This is a genomic window from Methanoculleus nereidis (assembly GCF_032944295.1).
Lineage (GTDB): Archaea > Halobacteriota > Methanomicrobia > Methanomicrobiales > Methanoculleaceae > Methanoculleus > Methanoculleus nereidis.
Window position 1 is genome coordinate 88,503 of the sequence record NZ_JABFFQ010000004.1, and the last position, 14,636, is coordinate 103,138.

14 protein-coding genes and 1 pseudogene are annotated in these 14,636 nt (G+C 58.8%); 6 read left to right on the forward strand and 9 right to left on the reverse strand.

The annotated features are described in order from the left end of the window. Window positions 1–83 precede the first annotated feature (83 nt). Together HL657_RS06920 and HL657_RS06925 are read right to left on the reverse strand one after the other, a co-directional pair. Window positions 84–1,600 (reverse strand): annotated as a pseudogene (locus HL657_RS06920) (adenine deaminase). Window positions 1,601–1,713: 113 nt separating this feature from the next. Next, entirely contained in the window at window positions 1,714–2,073 is a 360-nt protein-coding gene (locus HL657_RS06925) for a hypothetical protein (protein WP_317296094.1), read from the reverse strand. Window positions 2,074–2,461: 388 nt separating this feature from the next. On the opposite strand from HL657_RS06925, the gene HL657_RS06930 reads away from it, so the two are divergent. The 5 genes from HL657_RS06930 (at window position 2,462) to HL657_RS06950 (ending at window position 7,699) form a co-directional block, all read left to right on the forward strand. After that, window positions 2,462–3,142, forward strand: coding sequence for a M48 family metalloprotease (locus tag HL657_RS06930; protein ID WP_317296095.1), 681 nt, complete (start codon window positions 2,462–2,464; stop codon window positions 3,140–3,142). 212 nt (window positions 3,143–3,354) lie between these two features. Next, window positions 3,355–4,236 carry a ParA family protein gene (locus HL657_RS06935; protein ID WP_317296096.1) on the forward strand — a complete coding sequence of 294 codons (882 nt, stop codon included), beginning with the start codon at window positions 3,355–3,357 and terminating at the stop codon, window positions 4,234–4,236. A 3-nt stretch (window positions 4,237–4,239) separates the two neighbouring features. Continuing rightward, complete coding sequence (locus HL657_RS06940) at window positions 4,240–6,369, forward strand: methyl-accepting chemotaxis protein (protein WP_317296097.1); 2,130 nt, start codon at window positions 4,240–4,242, stop codon at window positions 6,367–6,369. Window positions 6,370–6,380: 11 nt separating this feature from the next. Next, on the forward strand, window positions 6,381–6,860 hold the full coding sequence (locus HL657_RS06945; protein WP_317296098.1) for a chemotaxis protein CheW: 480 nt from the start codon (window positions 6,381–6,383) through the stop codon (window positions 6,858–6,860). A gap of 29 nt (window positions 6,861–6,889) precedes the next feature. Then, entirely contained in the window at window positions 6,890–7,699 is an 810-nt protein-coding gene (locus tag HL657_RS06950) for a CheR family methyltransferase (protein WP_317296099.1), read from the forward strand. Between the two features lie 33 nt (window positions 7,700–7,732). Here HL657_RS06950 and HL657_RS06955 read toward each other — a convergent pair whose 3' ends face one another. Continuing rightward, a complete protein-coding gene (locus HL657_RS06955) occupies window positions 7,733–7,966 on the reverse strand; it encodes a hypothetical protein (protein WP_317296100.1) in 234 nt (77 codons plus the stop codon). A gap of 217 nt (window positions 7,967–8,183) precedes the next feature. On the opposite strand from HL657_RS06955, the gene HL657_RS06960 reads away from it, so the two are divergent. Continuing rightward, complete coding sequence (locus tag HL657_RS06960; protein ID WP_317296101.1) at window positions 8,184–8,789, forward strand: hypothetical protein; 606 nt, start codon at window positions 8,184–8,186, stop codon at window positions 8,787–8,789. A gap of 103 nt (window positions 8,790–8,892) precedes the next feature. On the opposite strand, the gene HL657_RS06965 is transcribed toward HL657_RS06960, so the two are convergent. The 6 genes from HL657_RS06965 to HL657_RS06990 all read right to left on the reverse strand — a co-directional run bounded on the left by HL657_RS06965 (window position 8,893) and on the right by HL657_RS06990 (window position 14,623). Then, window positions 8,893–9,078 carry a hypothetical protein gene (locus HL657_RS06965; RefSeq protein ID WP_209727331.1) on the reverse strand — a complete coding sequence of 62 codons (186 nt, stop codon included), beginning with the start codon at window positions 9,076–9,078 and terminating at the stop codon, window positions 8,893–8,895. Between the two features lie 30 nt (window positions 9,079–9,108). Further along, the gene (locus HL657_RS06970; protein WP_048184491.1) at window positions 9,109–9,360 is read right to left on the reverse strand and encodes a DUF7123 family protein; all 252 of its coding nucleotides are present in this window, start codon (window positions 9,358–9,360) and stop codon (window positions 9,109–9,111) included. 241 nt (window positions 9,361–9,601) lie between these two features. Beyond that, complete coding sequence (locus HL657_RS06975; RefSeq protein ID WP_317296102.1) at window positions 9,602–10,177, reverse strand: hypothetical protein; 576 nt, start codon at window positions 10,175–10,177, stop codon at window positions 9,602–9,604. 166 nt (window positions 10,178–10,343) lie between these two features. Then, complete coding sequence (locus HL657_RS06980; RefSeq protein ID WP_317296103.1) at window positions 10,344–12,179, reverse strand: DHH family phosphoesterase; 1,836 nt, start codon at window positions 12,177–12,179, stop codon at window positions 10,344–10,346. Window positions 12,180–12,192: 13 nt separating this feature from the next. Next, window positions 12,193–13,395, reverse strand: coding sequence for a potassium channel family protein (locus HL657_RS06985; RefSeq protein WP_317296104.1), 1,203 nt, complete (start codon window positions 13,393–13,395; stop codon window positions 12,193–12,195). A gap of 31 nt (window positions 13,396–13,426) precedes the next feature. Continuing rightward, complete coding sequence (locus HL657_RS06990) at window positions 13,427–14,623, reverse strand: magnesium transporter (RefSeq protein WP_317296105.1); 1,197 nt, start codon at window positions 14,621–14,623, stop codon at window positions 13,427–13,429. Window positions 14,624–14,636 lie beyond the last annotated feature (13 nt).

Below are 14,636 nucleotides of genomic sequence, written 5' to 3' on the forward strand. Positions count from 1 at the left end.
GCGTTCGAGAAGATTTCAAATTTCGGACCACGATCAAAAAGGGTTGGGAATATCTTCAGGGGGCGTTTCCTTCAGGTGCCCTCTCACCCCTCAAACAGCGAAACGTCCGAGAACGCCCCGACGTCGAAGACCCCCCGCTCCGTGACCCGGACCTCGGGGATGACCGTCAGGGCGAGGAACGAGAGGTACATGAAGGGGTTCTCTATTGTGCCGAGCCGCCGGGCATGCTCCTCGAGAGCCGCAAGCCGCCGTACGACTTCGTCGTAGGGGAGCGCCGACATCAGACCGGCGCACTCGAGGGGGAGCGCGGTCACGTCGCCACTTGAAGCGACCACAAGGCCCCCGCCGAGTCGGGCCACCTCGCCGACGGCACGGGTGATATCGGCGTCGCCGACCCCGACGGCGACGATGTTATGGGAGTCGTGGGAGACCGACCCGGCGATCGCCCCCTCCTGCAGACCGAACCCGTGGACAAGCCCGACGCCGGAGCCGCTCGCCCGGTAACGGTCGGTGACGACCGCTTTGAGGATGTCGCGGCCGGTGTCCGGGATGCCGGCGGCGTCCACGGGACAGCGCAGGAGACGGGTCGTGATCTGGCCGGGCACAATCCCGATCACCCGCGCCTCTCCCCGGCCGGTGAGGCGGATATCGCGGGGCTCCGGTACGCGGGCTCGCGGTAGCGGGCATCGACCACCCTGACGCCGCGTTTGAACGTCCCGAGGACCTCAAAGCGGTCGAGGTCATGGAAGACGCAGAAGTCGGCGAGCCTCCCGGGGACAAGGGCTCCCCGGTCGTGGAGCCCGAACCGCTCGGCAGCCGAGAGCGTGGCCATACGAAGCGCCAGCTCGACCTTGAGGCCGGAAGCGACCGCTTTTTTGATACAGTCGTCGATATGCCCCTCGCAGGCGAGCATGTCGGCGTGCCGGTCATCGGTGGCAAAACAGCACCGCGGCGCCGTGCAGGCGTTAACGAGCGGCAGGAGGTCCCGGAGGTTCTTCTCCGTCGAGCCCTCGCGGATCATGATATACATCCCCCGGAGGAGTTTCTCCCGCGCCTCCTCAAGCGTCGTGCACTCGTGGTCGCTTCCCGCCCCCGCATAGATGTAGGCGTTCAGGTCCTTCCCCGAGAGGAACGGCGCATGGCCGTCGACGACCTCGAAGAGGTCCATCTTCGCCCGGAGATCCCCGTCGCCGGCGAGGACGCCGGGGACGTTCATCACCTCCCCAAGCCCGACGACCCCCTCGCGCCCCCGGAACCGGGCGAGGTCATCCGCCGTGAGCACCGCGCCGCCCGCATCAAGGGGTGTAGCCGGGACGCAGGAGGGGAGCATGACCAGGATATCGAGCGGCGTCCGCGCCCCCTCGGCGAGCATATACTCGATCCCCGGCGCTCCGCAGACGTTCGCGATCTCGTGGGGATCGGCGATCACGGTCGTCGTGCCGTGCGAAAGGACGAGCCGGGCATACTCCGCCGGCGCAAGGAGAGAACTCTCGATGTGGACATGGGCGTCGATCAGGCCGGGCACCACATAGGCCCCTGCAAGGGTGTACTCCTCCCTCCCCTCGTAGTCGCCGAGGCCGACGACGTAGCCGTCCTTCACTGCGAAGTGCGTGCGCTCCCAGGTGCACGTGAACGGGTTGAAGACGTTGCCGCCGAGAAAGACCGTATCCGCCGGCTCAAGCCCCCGCGCCGCCGCGAGCCCGGCCGACGAGATCAGGGTGCCACCTCCAGGTCGCGGATGATGGACGCTCTCCGCTCATTGCCGACGAAGATGGTCAGAAAAGCCCTGTACGACCCGGGCTCGAGGTCGACCGGGACTGTATACTCGTTCGCTCCCCGTTCAAGGTCGATATACCGCGCTTCGGAGAAGGCCTCGTGCTGTTCAAGCGCGCCCACCTCCATGATCATCACCTGGAGCACCGCGTTCTCGACTGGCTCACCGGTGTTCTCCACATGGACCTGCAGGGCGCCGCCGCTGTAAGTTATTTCCCCAAACGACGTGGAGAGACACCCGGCAGCCCCGGAAAGGGCAGCGAGGGCCATTAGTAGAAGACTCACGTATTTGATTGACATTCGCTCAGAGAATCGGAGACCGCCTGCCGTGCCGGCACAAGCACGGGCCACATGAACTCTCCGATCCTATATTCACCTCCACTCTATTCATTCACAGTTTTGGTTGCTATTATTAAAATATTGTGAAAAAAACGGAGATTGCAAATGTTTCGGATTCCAGGGCAGGCAGGTGAGAGCGGAATGCGGGATCCCCGCGGGTTGCGTCCGTGCAGGTACCGGCACCCACCCGGGCCCGTTCTCCGGAGCATCCCGGTCACCTTCCGGGTTCAACGCCCCGGGAACCCGCAGACGCGGGACAGATATTACCAAAATCGATAAATTTCGAATTATCCTTCGTTCTTATTCAGAGCAACATTTATTATATGTTGATTAATATAATTTAATCACCATGAGTTGGCCTGACCGGGACACCCGCCTGCACCGGATATTCCGGGAACTCCAGGAGAAGGGGCTGATCGACCGCAGGAGGAGGCTCATCAGGTGCACCTTCACCCCCTCTATACGGGGATGTCCCGCGCTCAACTGCATCCGCTACCGACGTTCCTTTTACGAAAAAAACCTCTCGGAGGCAAGCGACGACATACTCCGGTTCGTGCTGCTCCATGAAGAGGGACACGCGAGAAAGGGCTCTTCCCTTCTCTCGGCCCTCCCGGCCCTCCCGGTTCTCCTGTGCTTTATGTTCTTTTGCCATCCGTTCCTGCAGACAGAAGGGCTTCCCGTCACAAAGCCAATCCTGATCGCTCTCCTTCTCCTGATTGCCTTCTTCGCCTACCGGACATATTATCACCGCATGTGCGACGAGGAGTTCACCGCAGACCGGTATGCAGCAGATGCAATGAGGCGCTGCTACCGGGTCAGGGATCCCGGGGCCCTCCTCCAGAACCTCCTCTCCGCCCTGATCCCCGGAGCACCGGTCTCTTGCAACAGGGGGTTGATATCCGCGCTTTTCCGTGCCGAACCAAATTATCGGCCATCCATCGCCGAACGTGTAGAGAGGGTCCGGGACCAGGCGGCTTCCAGGGACAGGAGCCTTGCTGCACACCGCACGGGGAGCGGTCTCTCTCGCTGACGCCTGCTCATCTATCGCACAGAAAAACCATCGAGAACTATTCGATAGGGCCGCCTGTATCCGCCTATCTTACCGCGCTGCAACACAGCGGCAGATAAAGGCCGGATCTGTCATCGAAGTCTTTTGAACACTTAAAATGCGGGAGACACCCATAATTATACAGCTTAATAAAAATAAGTTTAATAACCACCGTTCCAATAGAGGTATGAGGGGTGCTGGATATTACGATAATAGCGTTCGCTCACCACAAAGGTGGCACAGGGAAAACGACATCGTGCCTCAATGTCGCAGGATACCTGCAGAAAGACGGGAAGAGCGTTCTGGTAGTAGACTGCGACCCGCAGGCCAATGCCACCTCGGGACTCGGGGTCAACCCCGAAACCCTCGAACTGAGCATGTATGACGTTTTCATGAACGTCTTTGAAGGCTTTCCCGACGTCAGGATCCATGATGTGATCACTCCCACGGCATCAGGGATCGATCTCGCTCCGGCAACCCTGGACCTTGTGGGAGTTGAACCCTATCTCTACGGTATCGAAGACCGGGCCGGGGTTCTCAAGGAGGCGCTCGCAGAGGTGAGGAACGCCTATGACTTTATCCTTATCGACACGCCTCCAAGCATGGGCCAGTTCGTCATCAACGGCCTCGTCGCAGCAGATCACACCATCGTCACCCTCGACCCCGGGACCTTTGCCCTCAAAGGTATGGAAGCCCTCTCAACGGTCTTTGGGGACATCAGGGAGATGCTCGGAGAAGATGTTGCCACCGATTTTGCCATCCTGACTCGCTGGAAGGGATCCGGCGACCCGGCCGCCGGAATGGGCGGCCTTGCACTCTTCCTGAAACGGATCTTCTCACCCGCACTCTCCGTGGAAGAGGAGAAGGAGCAGGAGCGGCTGAAAGCGTTCGAGTCGGAGGTCAGAAAAACGTTCAAACAGGTGTTCGTTGTCCCATACTCGCCTGCAATCTACGAGACACAGCAACAGGGACTTCCCATCTCCCACTACGCACCCGAGAGCAATGCCGGCAGGGAATACCGGGCAATAACGACTGCGCTTCAAAGACGGGCCGAGAAACATAATGAGGATGTGTAATCAATGATCGATAAACCTGGAAGAAAAGCACTATTTACCGGGCCGATTGTGCCGGGTACGACAGGACAGGCACAGGGGCAGAGGGTGACGGCACTGCCCGAGGCGATCGAGGCTGCACTCCATGCAGGGATCAGCGGCGATGACTCCGCACAGATTGACCTTACCAGCGTTCCAGAGGAGTACCGGCCACTGGCAACCTCGATCAACGCGCTGCTTGAGAAGAAGAAGGAGGAGAAGCAGCGCCTCAGGCACCGGCTGGAGGAGGCCAAGATGCTTCTGAAGGGATCCGATACGATCATCCAGCAGAACCCGATGCCCATCCTGGTTGTCGACCCGGAGTTCAAAGTAACCATGGTAAACACTACCTACGCCGAGATGAGCGGAATCCCGATGGACCAGGTGCTCGGCAGGAACCTTCGAGACTTCAAGATCACATCGCAGAAGGGCTCCGGCCTCCGGCAGGCGATACAGGAGAAGAAGCGCGTGTACGCGGAAGTCGTCGTTGAACTGCCTTCCGGCACCCATATCCTCGAACAGTACGGTATCCCGCTGCTTGACAATGAGAATGCGGTCGAGAGCATCCTCATCGTCTATAACGATATCACCGAGCAACGGGAGAGCGAGGAAGAGATCAAGGCCCAGATGGAGAATATTGCCGAACTGCAACGGCAGTCCGACACGATCATCCAGCAGAATCCGATGCCCATGCTGGTCGTCGATACCGCCATGAAGATCCTCACGGCCAACGAAGCATACCTCAAGTTGACCGGCATCGATAGGTCGCGCATCGCCACAATGACTCTCCGGGACTTCAAGGTTCACAACCAGAAAGGAGACGGGATCAAGAAAGTGCTCGCCGAGAAGATGCAGGTTTCCGGCGAAGTGACGGTCGAGTTCCCCTCCGGTGTCTACATCCTGGAACAGTATGGAATCCCGCTCACAAACGAGAAGAACGAGCTGACAGGGATCCTGAACGTCTATAACGATATCACTGAAAAACGGAAAGAAGAAGAGCAGATCCGGGACCTGATGGAGACTGCGCAACAGGAAGGCGAAAGACTCGCCAAAAGCACCGAAGAACTCGGAACCGCACTCGCCGCCATGGCAAAGGGCGACCTGACGGCGTTCGTGAACGCAGAGAGCGGCGACCCGCTCAACAGGGTCAAGAGCGATTACAACAGCTCACTGACCGCCATCCGCACGCTCCTCGCCGACGTGACAAAAGCGGCTCACCAGGTGGAAATAACGACGAAAGAGGTCAGCAAGAGCACCGACGAGATCATCCGGGCCACGGAGCAGGTCGCGGCCTCGACACAGCGGTCATCGGAGGATGCACGACGCCAGCTCGAGAAGATCGAGGAGATCGGGACGGATATCAACGACCTTTCGGCATCCATTGAGGAGATCGCAAGCACATCGCAGGAGGTCATGGAGCAGGCGTCGAAGGCATCGAAGGAAGGAAACGACGCGGCCGCCCTCGGCGAAGTCGCGGCGAAGAAGATGCAACTTGTCGAGGAGATCTCCGAACAGACCGTGGACGAGATCAGCACCCTCAACAACCAGATGCGGGAGATCAACAATATCGTCAAGTTGATCGCCGACATCGCCAACCAGACCAATCTTCTTGCACTGAACGCCGCAATCGAGGCCGCCCGCGCCGGGGAGCACGGCCGCGGATTCGCCGTGGTCGCAGGCGAGATCAGGAACCTTGCCGGGGAGTCCAAGCGGGCGAGCCAGGACATCGAGGACCTGATCCGGACGATTCAGGCAAGCACCGAAAAGACCACAGGATCGATGCAGGCATCCCACCAGGAGATCCAGGCGGGTATCGAGAGCGTCAACAAGGTCATCGACGGCCTGAACCGGATCGTTAACAGCGTGGAGGTGGTCGCCCACGGCATCACCGAGATAACCAAGGCCACCGAAGACCAGGCAGGCTCCACCAACAACGTCATGCAGAAGATGGACGAGTCCACCCACATGACCAAAGAGAGCCTGGACCGCACCGAGGACATGGCGGCACTTGCCGAAGAGGTCAGCGCGTCAACCGAGGAGGTCGGGAGTGCGTCCCACGAGCTGGCAACCATGGCCGAACAACTCAAGAAGGTCATGATGCAGTTCAAGCTGAACTGAAGGGGGAGATGATGGCAGCATCCATAGACGTGGTAGAGTTCCAGCTCGGGGAGGAGCACTATGCACTGGATATCCAGATAGCACGCGAGATCGTGGAGATGATGCCGATCACTCCCCTCCCTCGTGCTCCCGAATACCTCGCGGGCATCATCAACCTGCGAGGCGAGATTACGAACATCATCGACCTCAGAGACCTCCTCGGGCTTCCTGAATCCGACACGGTTGAGAACCGAAAGATCGTCGTACTGATGCCGGACGTGGCAAACGGGTCGAATATAGGGATCATCGTAGATGACGTCCACAGCGTCATTTCAGTCCGTAACGACCAGATTGAGCGTATCAGCGACGGCATCACGTCATCCATCAGCGGTTATGTCAAAGCGATCATCAAGATAGGGAAAGAAGACGATGAGAAATCAAAGGCTCTTATCATCTGGCTTGACGTCCAGAAAGTGATCAGCGACCTCGGGTGCTACCAGAGCACTCAGTAAACCTCATCAGGTGAAGAGCAGATTACCTCATGGATGCGTTTATATCGCTTCAGAAGAGCATCGAGAAGCTGATCCGGATCAAATGCTCGAACTATAAGGAGGACTATATCAAACGGCGCATCCTCTCCCGGATGCGCCTGACAGACAACGCAGACTTCGAGGCCTACCATAAGTATCTCCTCACAAATCCGCAGGAACACGAGCTGCTCAAGAATGCTCTCACCATCAACGTCACCAGGTTTTTCCGGGACCCGGAAGTTTTTGAGGTGATACGGCGGGAGATGCTGCCGGAGCTGGTCCGACGTAAGAACTCAATCAGGATCTGGTGCGCCGGCTGTGCTACGGGCGAAGAACCCTACTCACTCGCCATCCTCGCGTATGAACAGATGCTGCTCCATAAAGATGTCAGCGTAACGATATACGCAACCGACATCGATACCACGGCCCTGCAGAAAGCCATGGCCGGGACCTATGACAGCAAGGCGCTTGAGAATGTGGACGAAAAGAGACTCCGTAAGCACTTTATCAGCCGCGATGACGGCACATTCGAGGTTCGGCCTCACATCAAGAACCTGGTCAAATTTCGGGAGCACGACCTGATGTCGGGCGTTCCCGTAGCGTGGTACCTCGATGCCGTCACCTGCCGCAACGTCACCATCTACTTTAACCAGAAGCAAAAAAACGATCTTACCCACCTTTTCCACTCTGCACTTGCCGCCGATGGCTACTACGTCATCGGTAAGACCGAGTACCTGGCACGAGAGGTGGAGCATCTCTTCACGCCGTACAACACCATGCAGAAGATACTGCGCAAGGTTGCGTCAACTACCCCCGACTGAAGTCGGGGGCTCCTCGGTCCACGATCCTGAATATTATCGGACGCGGCCGGAAGACTCCGTGCCGGTCTCAATCTCTTCTATCTTCGATATCCGGCGCATGTGGGCTTTCCGGGCATGGTAACGCTTCAACTCAGAGAAGAGCAGGAAGAAGTTTACCCCGACGACAACGATGATGAGCATAAGGCTGATCCAGAGCTGGCTGTCGTTCTGGGTCGTGATGAAGGTCGCCACAAGGAGCGCCACGAATGAAAGCAGATAAAATATCACCCATGTGCGCACCTCAGTGACTTCCATGTACCATGCTCGTATCAGCAGAGTCGTCCTGAAACCATATTAACAATTCTGTTTTTCGCGCACACTCCGGGAGGAAAGTATAGAAAACCGGGGCAGATACCCTCCTCAAAAGACGAACTCCGGCTACCTGCGGGCGGGAGTATGAAGTCAAACCCGAAGGCCTTTTTACTCTGAACATCCTCTTAAGCCTGTGGATAAAGGCGACGCCTTCAGCATTCTTGCCGCCCTGATCATTATCACTGCAATAGCACTGGTGTTTCGACCGCCCGTAGCGGAAGCCGGGCCGGAGATTCCGGAAAGCCCCGACCCGACGCCTACCGCCACCGCCACCGCCACCCCTGCACCAACACCGGTCGTGCCGTTCGAACCCTCAAGGCTCTTTTACGTGACCAACGTCTGGGACTACCCCTGCTGCTATCTCCCCGGCAACCTCACGCACTATGGGGGTTCCGACCCTCCCTGGAAAGGCACTCAGGATGTCATCCCGTTCGCCTACATCGAGGAGGGGCGGGGGGGCATCAGTGAGGTGTTTCATGTGCCGTATGCAGTATGGAGGCTGAACTGCAGTGTTTCTGCAACACTAAGGCCTGAGGCAGCACATTTCAGGATGGCACTCGTGGAACTGGAGACCGGGGCCATCGTAGAAGGGGCCGACATGCACTATCCGGGCAGCATCATCAAAAACGTCGAGAGGGGAGGAAAGGACTTTTATCTCATCGTCAGCGTGGATGATGTCGATCTGTACCGCATCACCCTGGAGACGCTCCCGCAGTACGTTTCAACACCCCTCGACTGAAGCCGCGGACATACCTGCACGGGCGAACCGTGGTGCTGCTGCTGTCTGAGTGGCTGATGCCTTCGCGGCCCGGGCCGCGGGGCCGGCCACAACGATTCCGGGTTCAGATCTTTTCGACGGTGACCCTGACCCGATCCCCGGCCCGTACACCGTGCCCCTTGGGGACATCAATGTTGAACCAGAGCACCTCCGGGTTTTCGTGGTTCTTGTCCTGAGACATGAGGCAGTCTTTGTGCTCGTTGATGTTGGCCACAAACTCGACGGGCGCTTCGAACTCAATAATTTTCATGCCGTAAAATAGAGCTTCCCGGGATAAAAATTATGATGCACGTGAGGTGACACGCCACGTCGTACTGTTCGAGTAACTCCAGCGCCTGATATCCAGCTCATCGCAGATCTCTGATAGAATTGCAAGGTTGATACCGACCTCTTTTGCAGAAAGGCCAAGATCGGTTGCGATGTACTTGGATTTGAAGTAGGATTTTCCTGCTCTCAAACCGGATTTGAGATGATACAGGATCTTTCGCTGGGTGTCGCTATATTTCTCTTTGATACGGTCCTTTGTCGACATCGACTGATTCCCTCGTGAGCAAGTGCATTTAGTCGGTTCAATATTTAAACTTACTTATTTGGGGTTGTAGAATCGTAGTAGGAATATACAAATCATTGTATATTATTGCGCATCGCCGTGCCGATCGGTAGGACGAGGAGCATGATCTGCAACCCGGATAGCGTATACGGTCACCGCGAGCGCAAATATTGGGGTAAGGGGCAGGCTACCCCCGATCTTGTCGCCGTTCGATGTTCTGCCGTCACTTCCTGTTCCGCCCGATCACGACAAGGAGCCCGGCGACTGCAACGGCCAGGATGACGCCGGTGATCGAGGGGGGGGCGGCCTGTGTCGCACTCCCGTTGACCTGTGCCGCCTGTATCGGCGTGAACGTCGGCAGCTCGGCCGTGGAGGTCTCCGCCGGTGTTGCTTCCGTCGTCGCTGCCGGTGTCACCTCATCCGTCCCGATCACGACAGGAGGTCCGGTCTCGTTTATCGTCTCGAGAGCGGTCTCGTTGATCGTTTCGTTGCTTGTATCGTTCAGGGTTTCGCGGGGTGTCTCGTCGTCCAGAGTCGCTATCGGGGTCTCCTCATCCAGGGTCGTCTCTTCCTCCAGGGTTTCGCGGGGGGTCTCCTCATCCAGGGTCTCCTCAGGCGTCTCCGCCAGGGTCTCTTCCGGAGTTTCTTCAAGAATCTCTTCGGGGGGTGTCGGAGGGAGGGTCCAGGTCAGAGGTTCCGCAGATGCTGGACTCTGGGCTGCTGTAGGGAACACAATGACCACTGCCGCCACAAGCAGCGCGACCAGGAGCGTTCTCCATGTCCATCGGTTTCCGGTCATGAGAACCTCCGTAGGATATAAGTCTATTTTTATATTTCGGTCGTTGTCAAAATCGTATCAGCGGTTAACTGCCAGGTGTGCTTCACAACGTGGAGATACCACGCACTGCCGTACAGGGGCAAGCCACTGAGGAGAGAACAAAACACCGTCGAGAAAGAAGTAGCAATCAGATTGGTGCTTCACCAATCTTCTTGATCAGACTGTCGATGACCACGTCGCGCATCCCTTCCACGAACTTGATGCTCCCGACGACAAGGTGGCCGCCGCCGTTCACGCCGCCGCCGACGATCTCGCTATGCAGTTCGCGTACCATCTGCGGGATATTCATCATGACGCCCCGGGAACGCAGGACGGCAAAGTCCGGCCCGAACCCGATTGTGACGACCGGTTCTCCCGGGTGCTGCCGGACCAGCCGGTCGTGCACCTCCCCGGAAGTCTTACCCGGCGGCGGGAACGTGAACCGGTGGGCAAAGAGTTCCACATCGAGCATGAAGAGATGAGCACCATTCGGGAGCATCCGGCTCTCGACGTGGGGCATGTTGGTCTCGATCTGCTCCTCGATCGCCCGGTTCGCCTCTTCGACCAGCAGGTGGACAAACCGTTCGTGGCGTTCGGGCTCGCCGGAGAGGTTCAGGATATCCTTGACGATCTCTCTTCCGTCGCTGAACCGGAGCCAGAACTGCTCGTAGTCGAGCGCGAGGGCGATGTCGCGGCAGTCGTCCTCCGAGTACTCAGGCGCGGCCACCGCGAGGTAGCGGGCACGCTCCGGCGCTTCACTCCGGTCGCCGAGCCCCGCGATTGCCGGCAGGTGCCGGATCTGGTCCTCGACCGAGGGGTTGACCATGCGGGCGACCTCCGTGCCCAGCATTCCGGCCGTGAGCCCGTAGTCGCCGCCCACGTGGTAGGGGTTGACGTGCCCGATCAGGTAATCGTCCACGATCTCGTCGGGGTGGTGGTGGTCGACGACCATCACCGGGAGACCGAAGATCCTGGTCACCTTCAGCGACGGCATATCCTCCTCGGTCGACCCATTGTCCATCAGGAGGATCATCGGCAATTTCTGCCCGTAGCGGACGTTGTCCTTGAGGGCGAAGTCCAGATCCCGCGTGATGTCCTCAATCTCGTAGAAGGGAGCCTTGGAAGGGGACCGCTTAAAGAGGAAGAACTCCGCGTCGAAATCGCCACCACTCTCCCGGATCAGCGCGGTCACCGCCTGCTCGACAGCAACGGCAGCGCATATGCCGTCCGCATCTGCGTGGTGCCGGAGGATGATCGGCCGCGCAGTCAGAACCGCTTTCCTTATCTCCTTTGCCACTTTGCGCATCTGCGGCCGGAGGGCCTCAAGAACCTCGCTCTCCACCAGGAACGGGAGATCGAGCGGCTCCGCACGCTCATCGAGCGCCGCGTCAATACGCTCCCTGACCCGTGCCGCGTCCTCCGGTTCCATGACCATCACGGACGAGACCTCGATCTGGAGCTGGTTGTTGCGCTGCATCACCTCGCCCGTGAGGGCGACGATATCCCCGAGTTCCACCTCAGGGTAGGCGCGAACACCGGCCTCGATGAACGCTGCAGCATTCGCGGTGCCTGATGCGTCCACGACCGTGAAGATCGTCGGCCCCGACGTCTGCTTGATCTGGGCGACCTCGCCCTCGATCAGCACTGTCCTGCCGATCTTCTTCCCGATATCGGCAATCAGCACGGTCGTCGTCTTCTTGGTCACGTTCTCTGTCTGGTAGACGGTCGGCGTGACCTCCTCGAGATCGATGTTGCCGTTGCTCCGGATCTGCAGAACGTGAACGATGATCGGGTCGCGCTCGGCATGCTGCACCTTCACGTTGCTCTTATGCACGAGCCCTTTGACCCGGTCGTTTAACTGGACGAAGACCCCGAACGGTGCAAAGCCCTGCACCCGCCCAAGATAGGTCTTCCCTTCCTCCACCTCGTTGAGATCGCAGTTCGCTCCAAGGCGGTAAACAATTGTATCTTCTGTATCTCCCATAGTAGTTCTCCAATTATTCTTCGGACACCTCAGCGGCGTGTCCGGCAAGTTCATACAGCCGGCACTCGCCGTCCCGCCTGCCCTTCGCGATGATGATATCGCCGCTCTCCAGCCTAACACTCTTCCCCGGACGGTAGACCCACCGGTCGCCGTGCTTGATGGCGAGCACGACCATCCCGGTCACCGTCGCAAGCGACATCTCCTTGAGGGTCTTTCCTACAAGCGGCGACGACGGCGTCACGGTCATCCGCGTGATGATCTCGTCCGACTCCCGGACGATCTTCTTGAAGATCGGCGGGATCTCGATGTCGCGTAGCAGGACGTCGACGATCGAGTGAGCCGAATCGCTGATCGCCTGCGCGAACGAAGACATGTACAGCAGGCCGCGAAGATAGCGCACGTCCTCGATCTTTCGTGCCGCTTCGAGGATCCAGAGGTCCAGGTCGTAGCGCATATCATCGAGCGTGCTGTCGAGAGCGACCACCTCGTGCGCCACCTCCATGTTGTTGAAGAGGAGGGAGGTATACGCCAGCCCGACGGAGAGTTCCGAGAGGTTCTTCATCTCGATGATCAGTTGAACCGCCCGGTCGAGGTCGTCGACCTCGCCCGCGAACGAGGCCTCGACCCGGGGACGCTCCCCGGACCCCGCCATCATGGAGAGGGGGTCTTCTCCGGCCTCCGGTCCCCGCGCGATCAGGATGTCCTCGCTCTCCACCCGGGTGGTTCTGTCGGGGTCGTAGATCCAGCCCTTTCCGCGCCGGATGGCGATCACCTGCATGCCTGTCGTGCTCTGGACCTTGAGGTCGCCGAGCGTGCGGCCGGCAACCTCGCTTCCCTGGCTGACGATGACCCGGGTGACGATCTCCTCGGCCTCGGGGAAGACACGCTTGAGTTTTGCGGGGAACCGGATGTCTTTTATGATGAGTTTTGCTATATCCGAGGCCGAGTTCGCAATCCGCTCTGCGGCCTCGGCCACCTGGAGCATACCGCTCATCGCCTCCGCCTCTTCTATCCTCCTGGCACCAAGGACGCTCTGAATCCTGGCCTGGTAGACCAGATTGTTCATCCTCTCCTCGAGGTTGATCACCTCAAGCGCTATCTCTTTGCTATCGAAGAGGATTGCAGAGTAAGAGAGATCGACCATCAACTCGGAGACGTCCTTCATCTCGATCAGGACGTCTTTGAAGCTGATCGGCTGATATTCATGTTCCATCATGGTTTGTTAACCGTTGTTCTCTATTCTTTCACTACAACAGCAGGCCTATCACTGCCACGAGCGCAGCTGCACCAATCAGGTCGATCAGGCTTGTGATGACAGGGATACCGAAGTTATCGGGATCAAGACCGTAGCGGAACGAAAGGCTCGCGGTGACGTATGCCACGCCGTTCACCAGTGTCATGACGACCAGACCCGCCGCAAGGCTGATAATGACCAGCATCCCGAGACCGGGGCTGTTCAACCCCATAAGCACCGCCGCACCATGCGCGATGAGCGCCAGCAGTGGAAGCAGTATCAACGTATAGAGATAGGAAATAATAAAATGATGCACAACGTCGCGCTCGGGGAGGAACGAGGGGTTGAGCTCGCCGGTGTGCATCCCCGTCGAGAGGCGCGACCCGAGAATGCCGCCAATCGACCCGAGGCCGCCTGTAAATGGCGGGATAAGGATGAGGAAGGCCGCGATCGTCACCAGAGCATCGAGGTTGAAAGCGTAGGTCAGGCCGGCCAGCGTGCCGAGGACGCTGAGCGGGATGAGCAAAAAGATGCTCTCCCGGACAATCGGCTCGATTCCCTCCGGCCGGCGTTGGGTGTAGACGACGGCGGCGACGGCGGCAGCGACCGCGATGCCCCCGAGAGCCAGGCGAATCCAGGGGGAGAGAAGCATGACGAACGTCGCGGTGAGCACAAGGATCGGGAGCGTGACAAGGTCCCCTGATGTGGTGACGGTCGGTGCGCCGATCATGTCGAGGTCGAGGCCGTAGCGGTAGCTTATGAGGGCGATGAGCAGGGTGATCCCCATCACCACGGCCCCCGCGATAACGCCGGTGACGACCGAGATCAGTACGAGATCGGTGACGCCTATCACAGGATACCCGAAGATGCGGCTCGCTGCATACGAGAAGATGCCGATGACGAACGCAATGAGAATGGTTATCACGAACGACGCGCGGATGTTGTCGCCGAGGACGCTTCCTTCCTCAAACTCGATGGAGAACTCTCCGAGATGCATCGATGAGGAGAGGCGGGAGGCAAAGACGCCGGCGATGCTCCCTCGAATATGGATGATCGACGGCAGGAGCACCATCAGGCCGGGAATCAGCGCGAGGACATCACGGACAGAACCGAGATAGATGCCTGCAATGCTCAGGACGATGGCACTGACGAGCAGGGCGCCGAGACCGGTCAGAATCAGGCGGCTCTGGCTGGATAGGCCCTGCTCCATCACCATCACCGTC

Coding starts and splice junctions, on each gene's coding strand:
- HL657_RS06925 (WP_317296094.1), bottom strand. CDS start 2,073: ATGTCAATCAAATACGTGAGTCTTCTACTAATGGCCCTCGCTGCCCTT.
- HL657_RS06930 (WP_317296095.1), top strand. CDS start 2,462: ATGAGTTGGCCTGACCGGGACACCCGCCTGCACCGGATATTCCGGGAA.
- HL657_RS06940 (WP_317296097.1), top strand. CDS start 4,240: ATGATCGATAAACCTGGAAGAAAAGCACTATTTACCGGGCCGATTGTG.
- HL657_RS06945 (WP_317296098.1), top strand. CDS start 6,381: ATGGCAGCATCCATAGACGTGGTAGAGTTCCAGCTCGGGGAGGAGCAC.
- HL657_RS06950 (WP_317296099.1), top strand. CDS start 6,890: ATGGATGCGTTTATATCGCTTCAGAAGAGCATCGAGAAGCTGATCCGG.
- HL657_RS06965 (WP_209727331.1), bottom strand. CDS start 9,078: ATGAAAATTATTGAGTTCGAAGCGCCCGTCGAGTTTGTGGCCAACATC.
- HL657_RS06970 (WP_048184491.1), bottom strand. CDS start 9,360: ATGTCGACAAAGGACCGTATCAAAGAGAAATATAGCGACACCCAGCGA.
- HL657_RS06975 (WP_317296102.1), bottom strand. CDS start 10,177: ATGACCGGAAACCGATGGACATGGAGAACGCTCCTGGTCGCGCTGCTT.
- HL657_RS06980 (WP_317296103.1), bottom strand. CDS start 12,179: ATGGGAGATACAGAAGATACAATTGTTTACCGCCTTGGAGCGAACTGC.
- HL657_RS06985 (WP_317296104.1), bottom strand. CDS start 13,395: ATGATGGAACATGAATATCAGCCGATCAGCTTCAAAGACGTCCTGATC.
- HL657_RS06990 (WP_317296105.1), bottom strand. CDS start 14,623: ATGGAGCAGGGCCTATCCAGCCAGAGCCGCCTGATTCTGACCGGTCTC.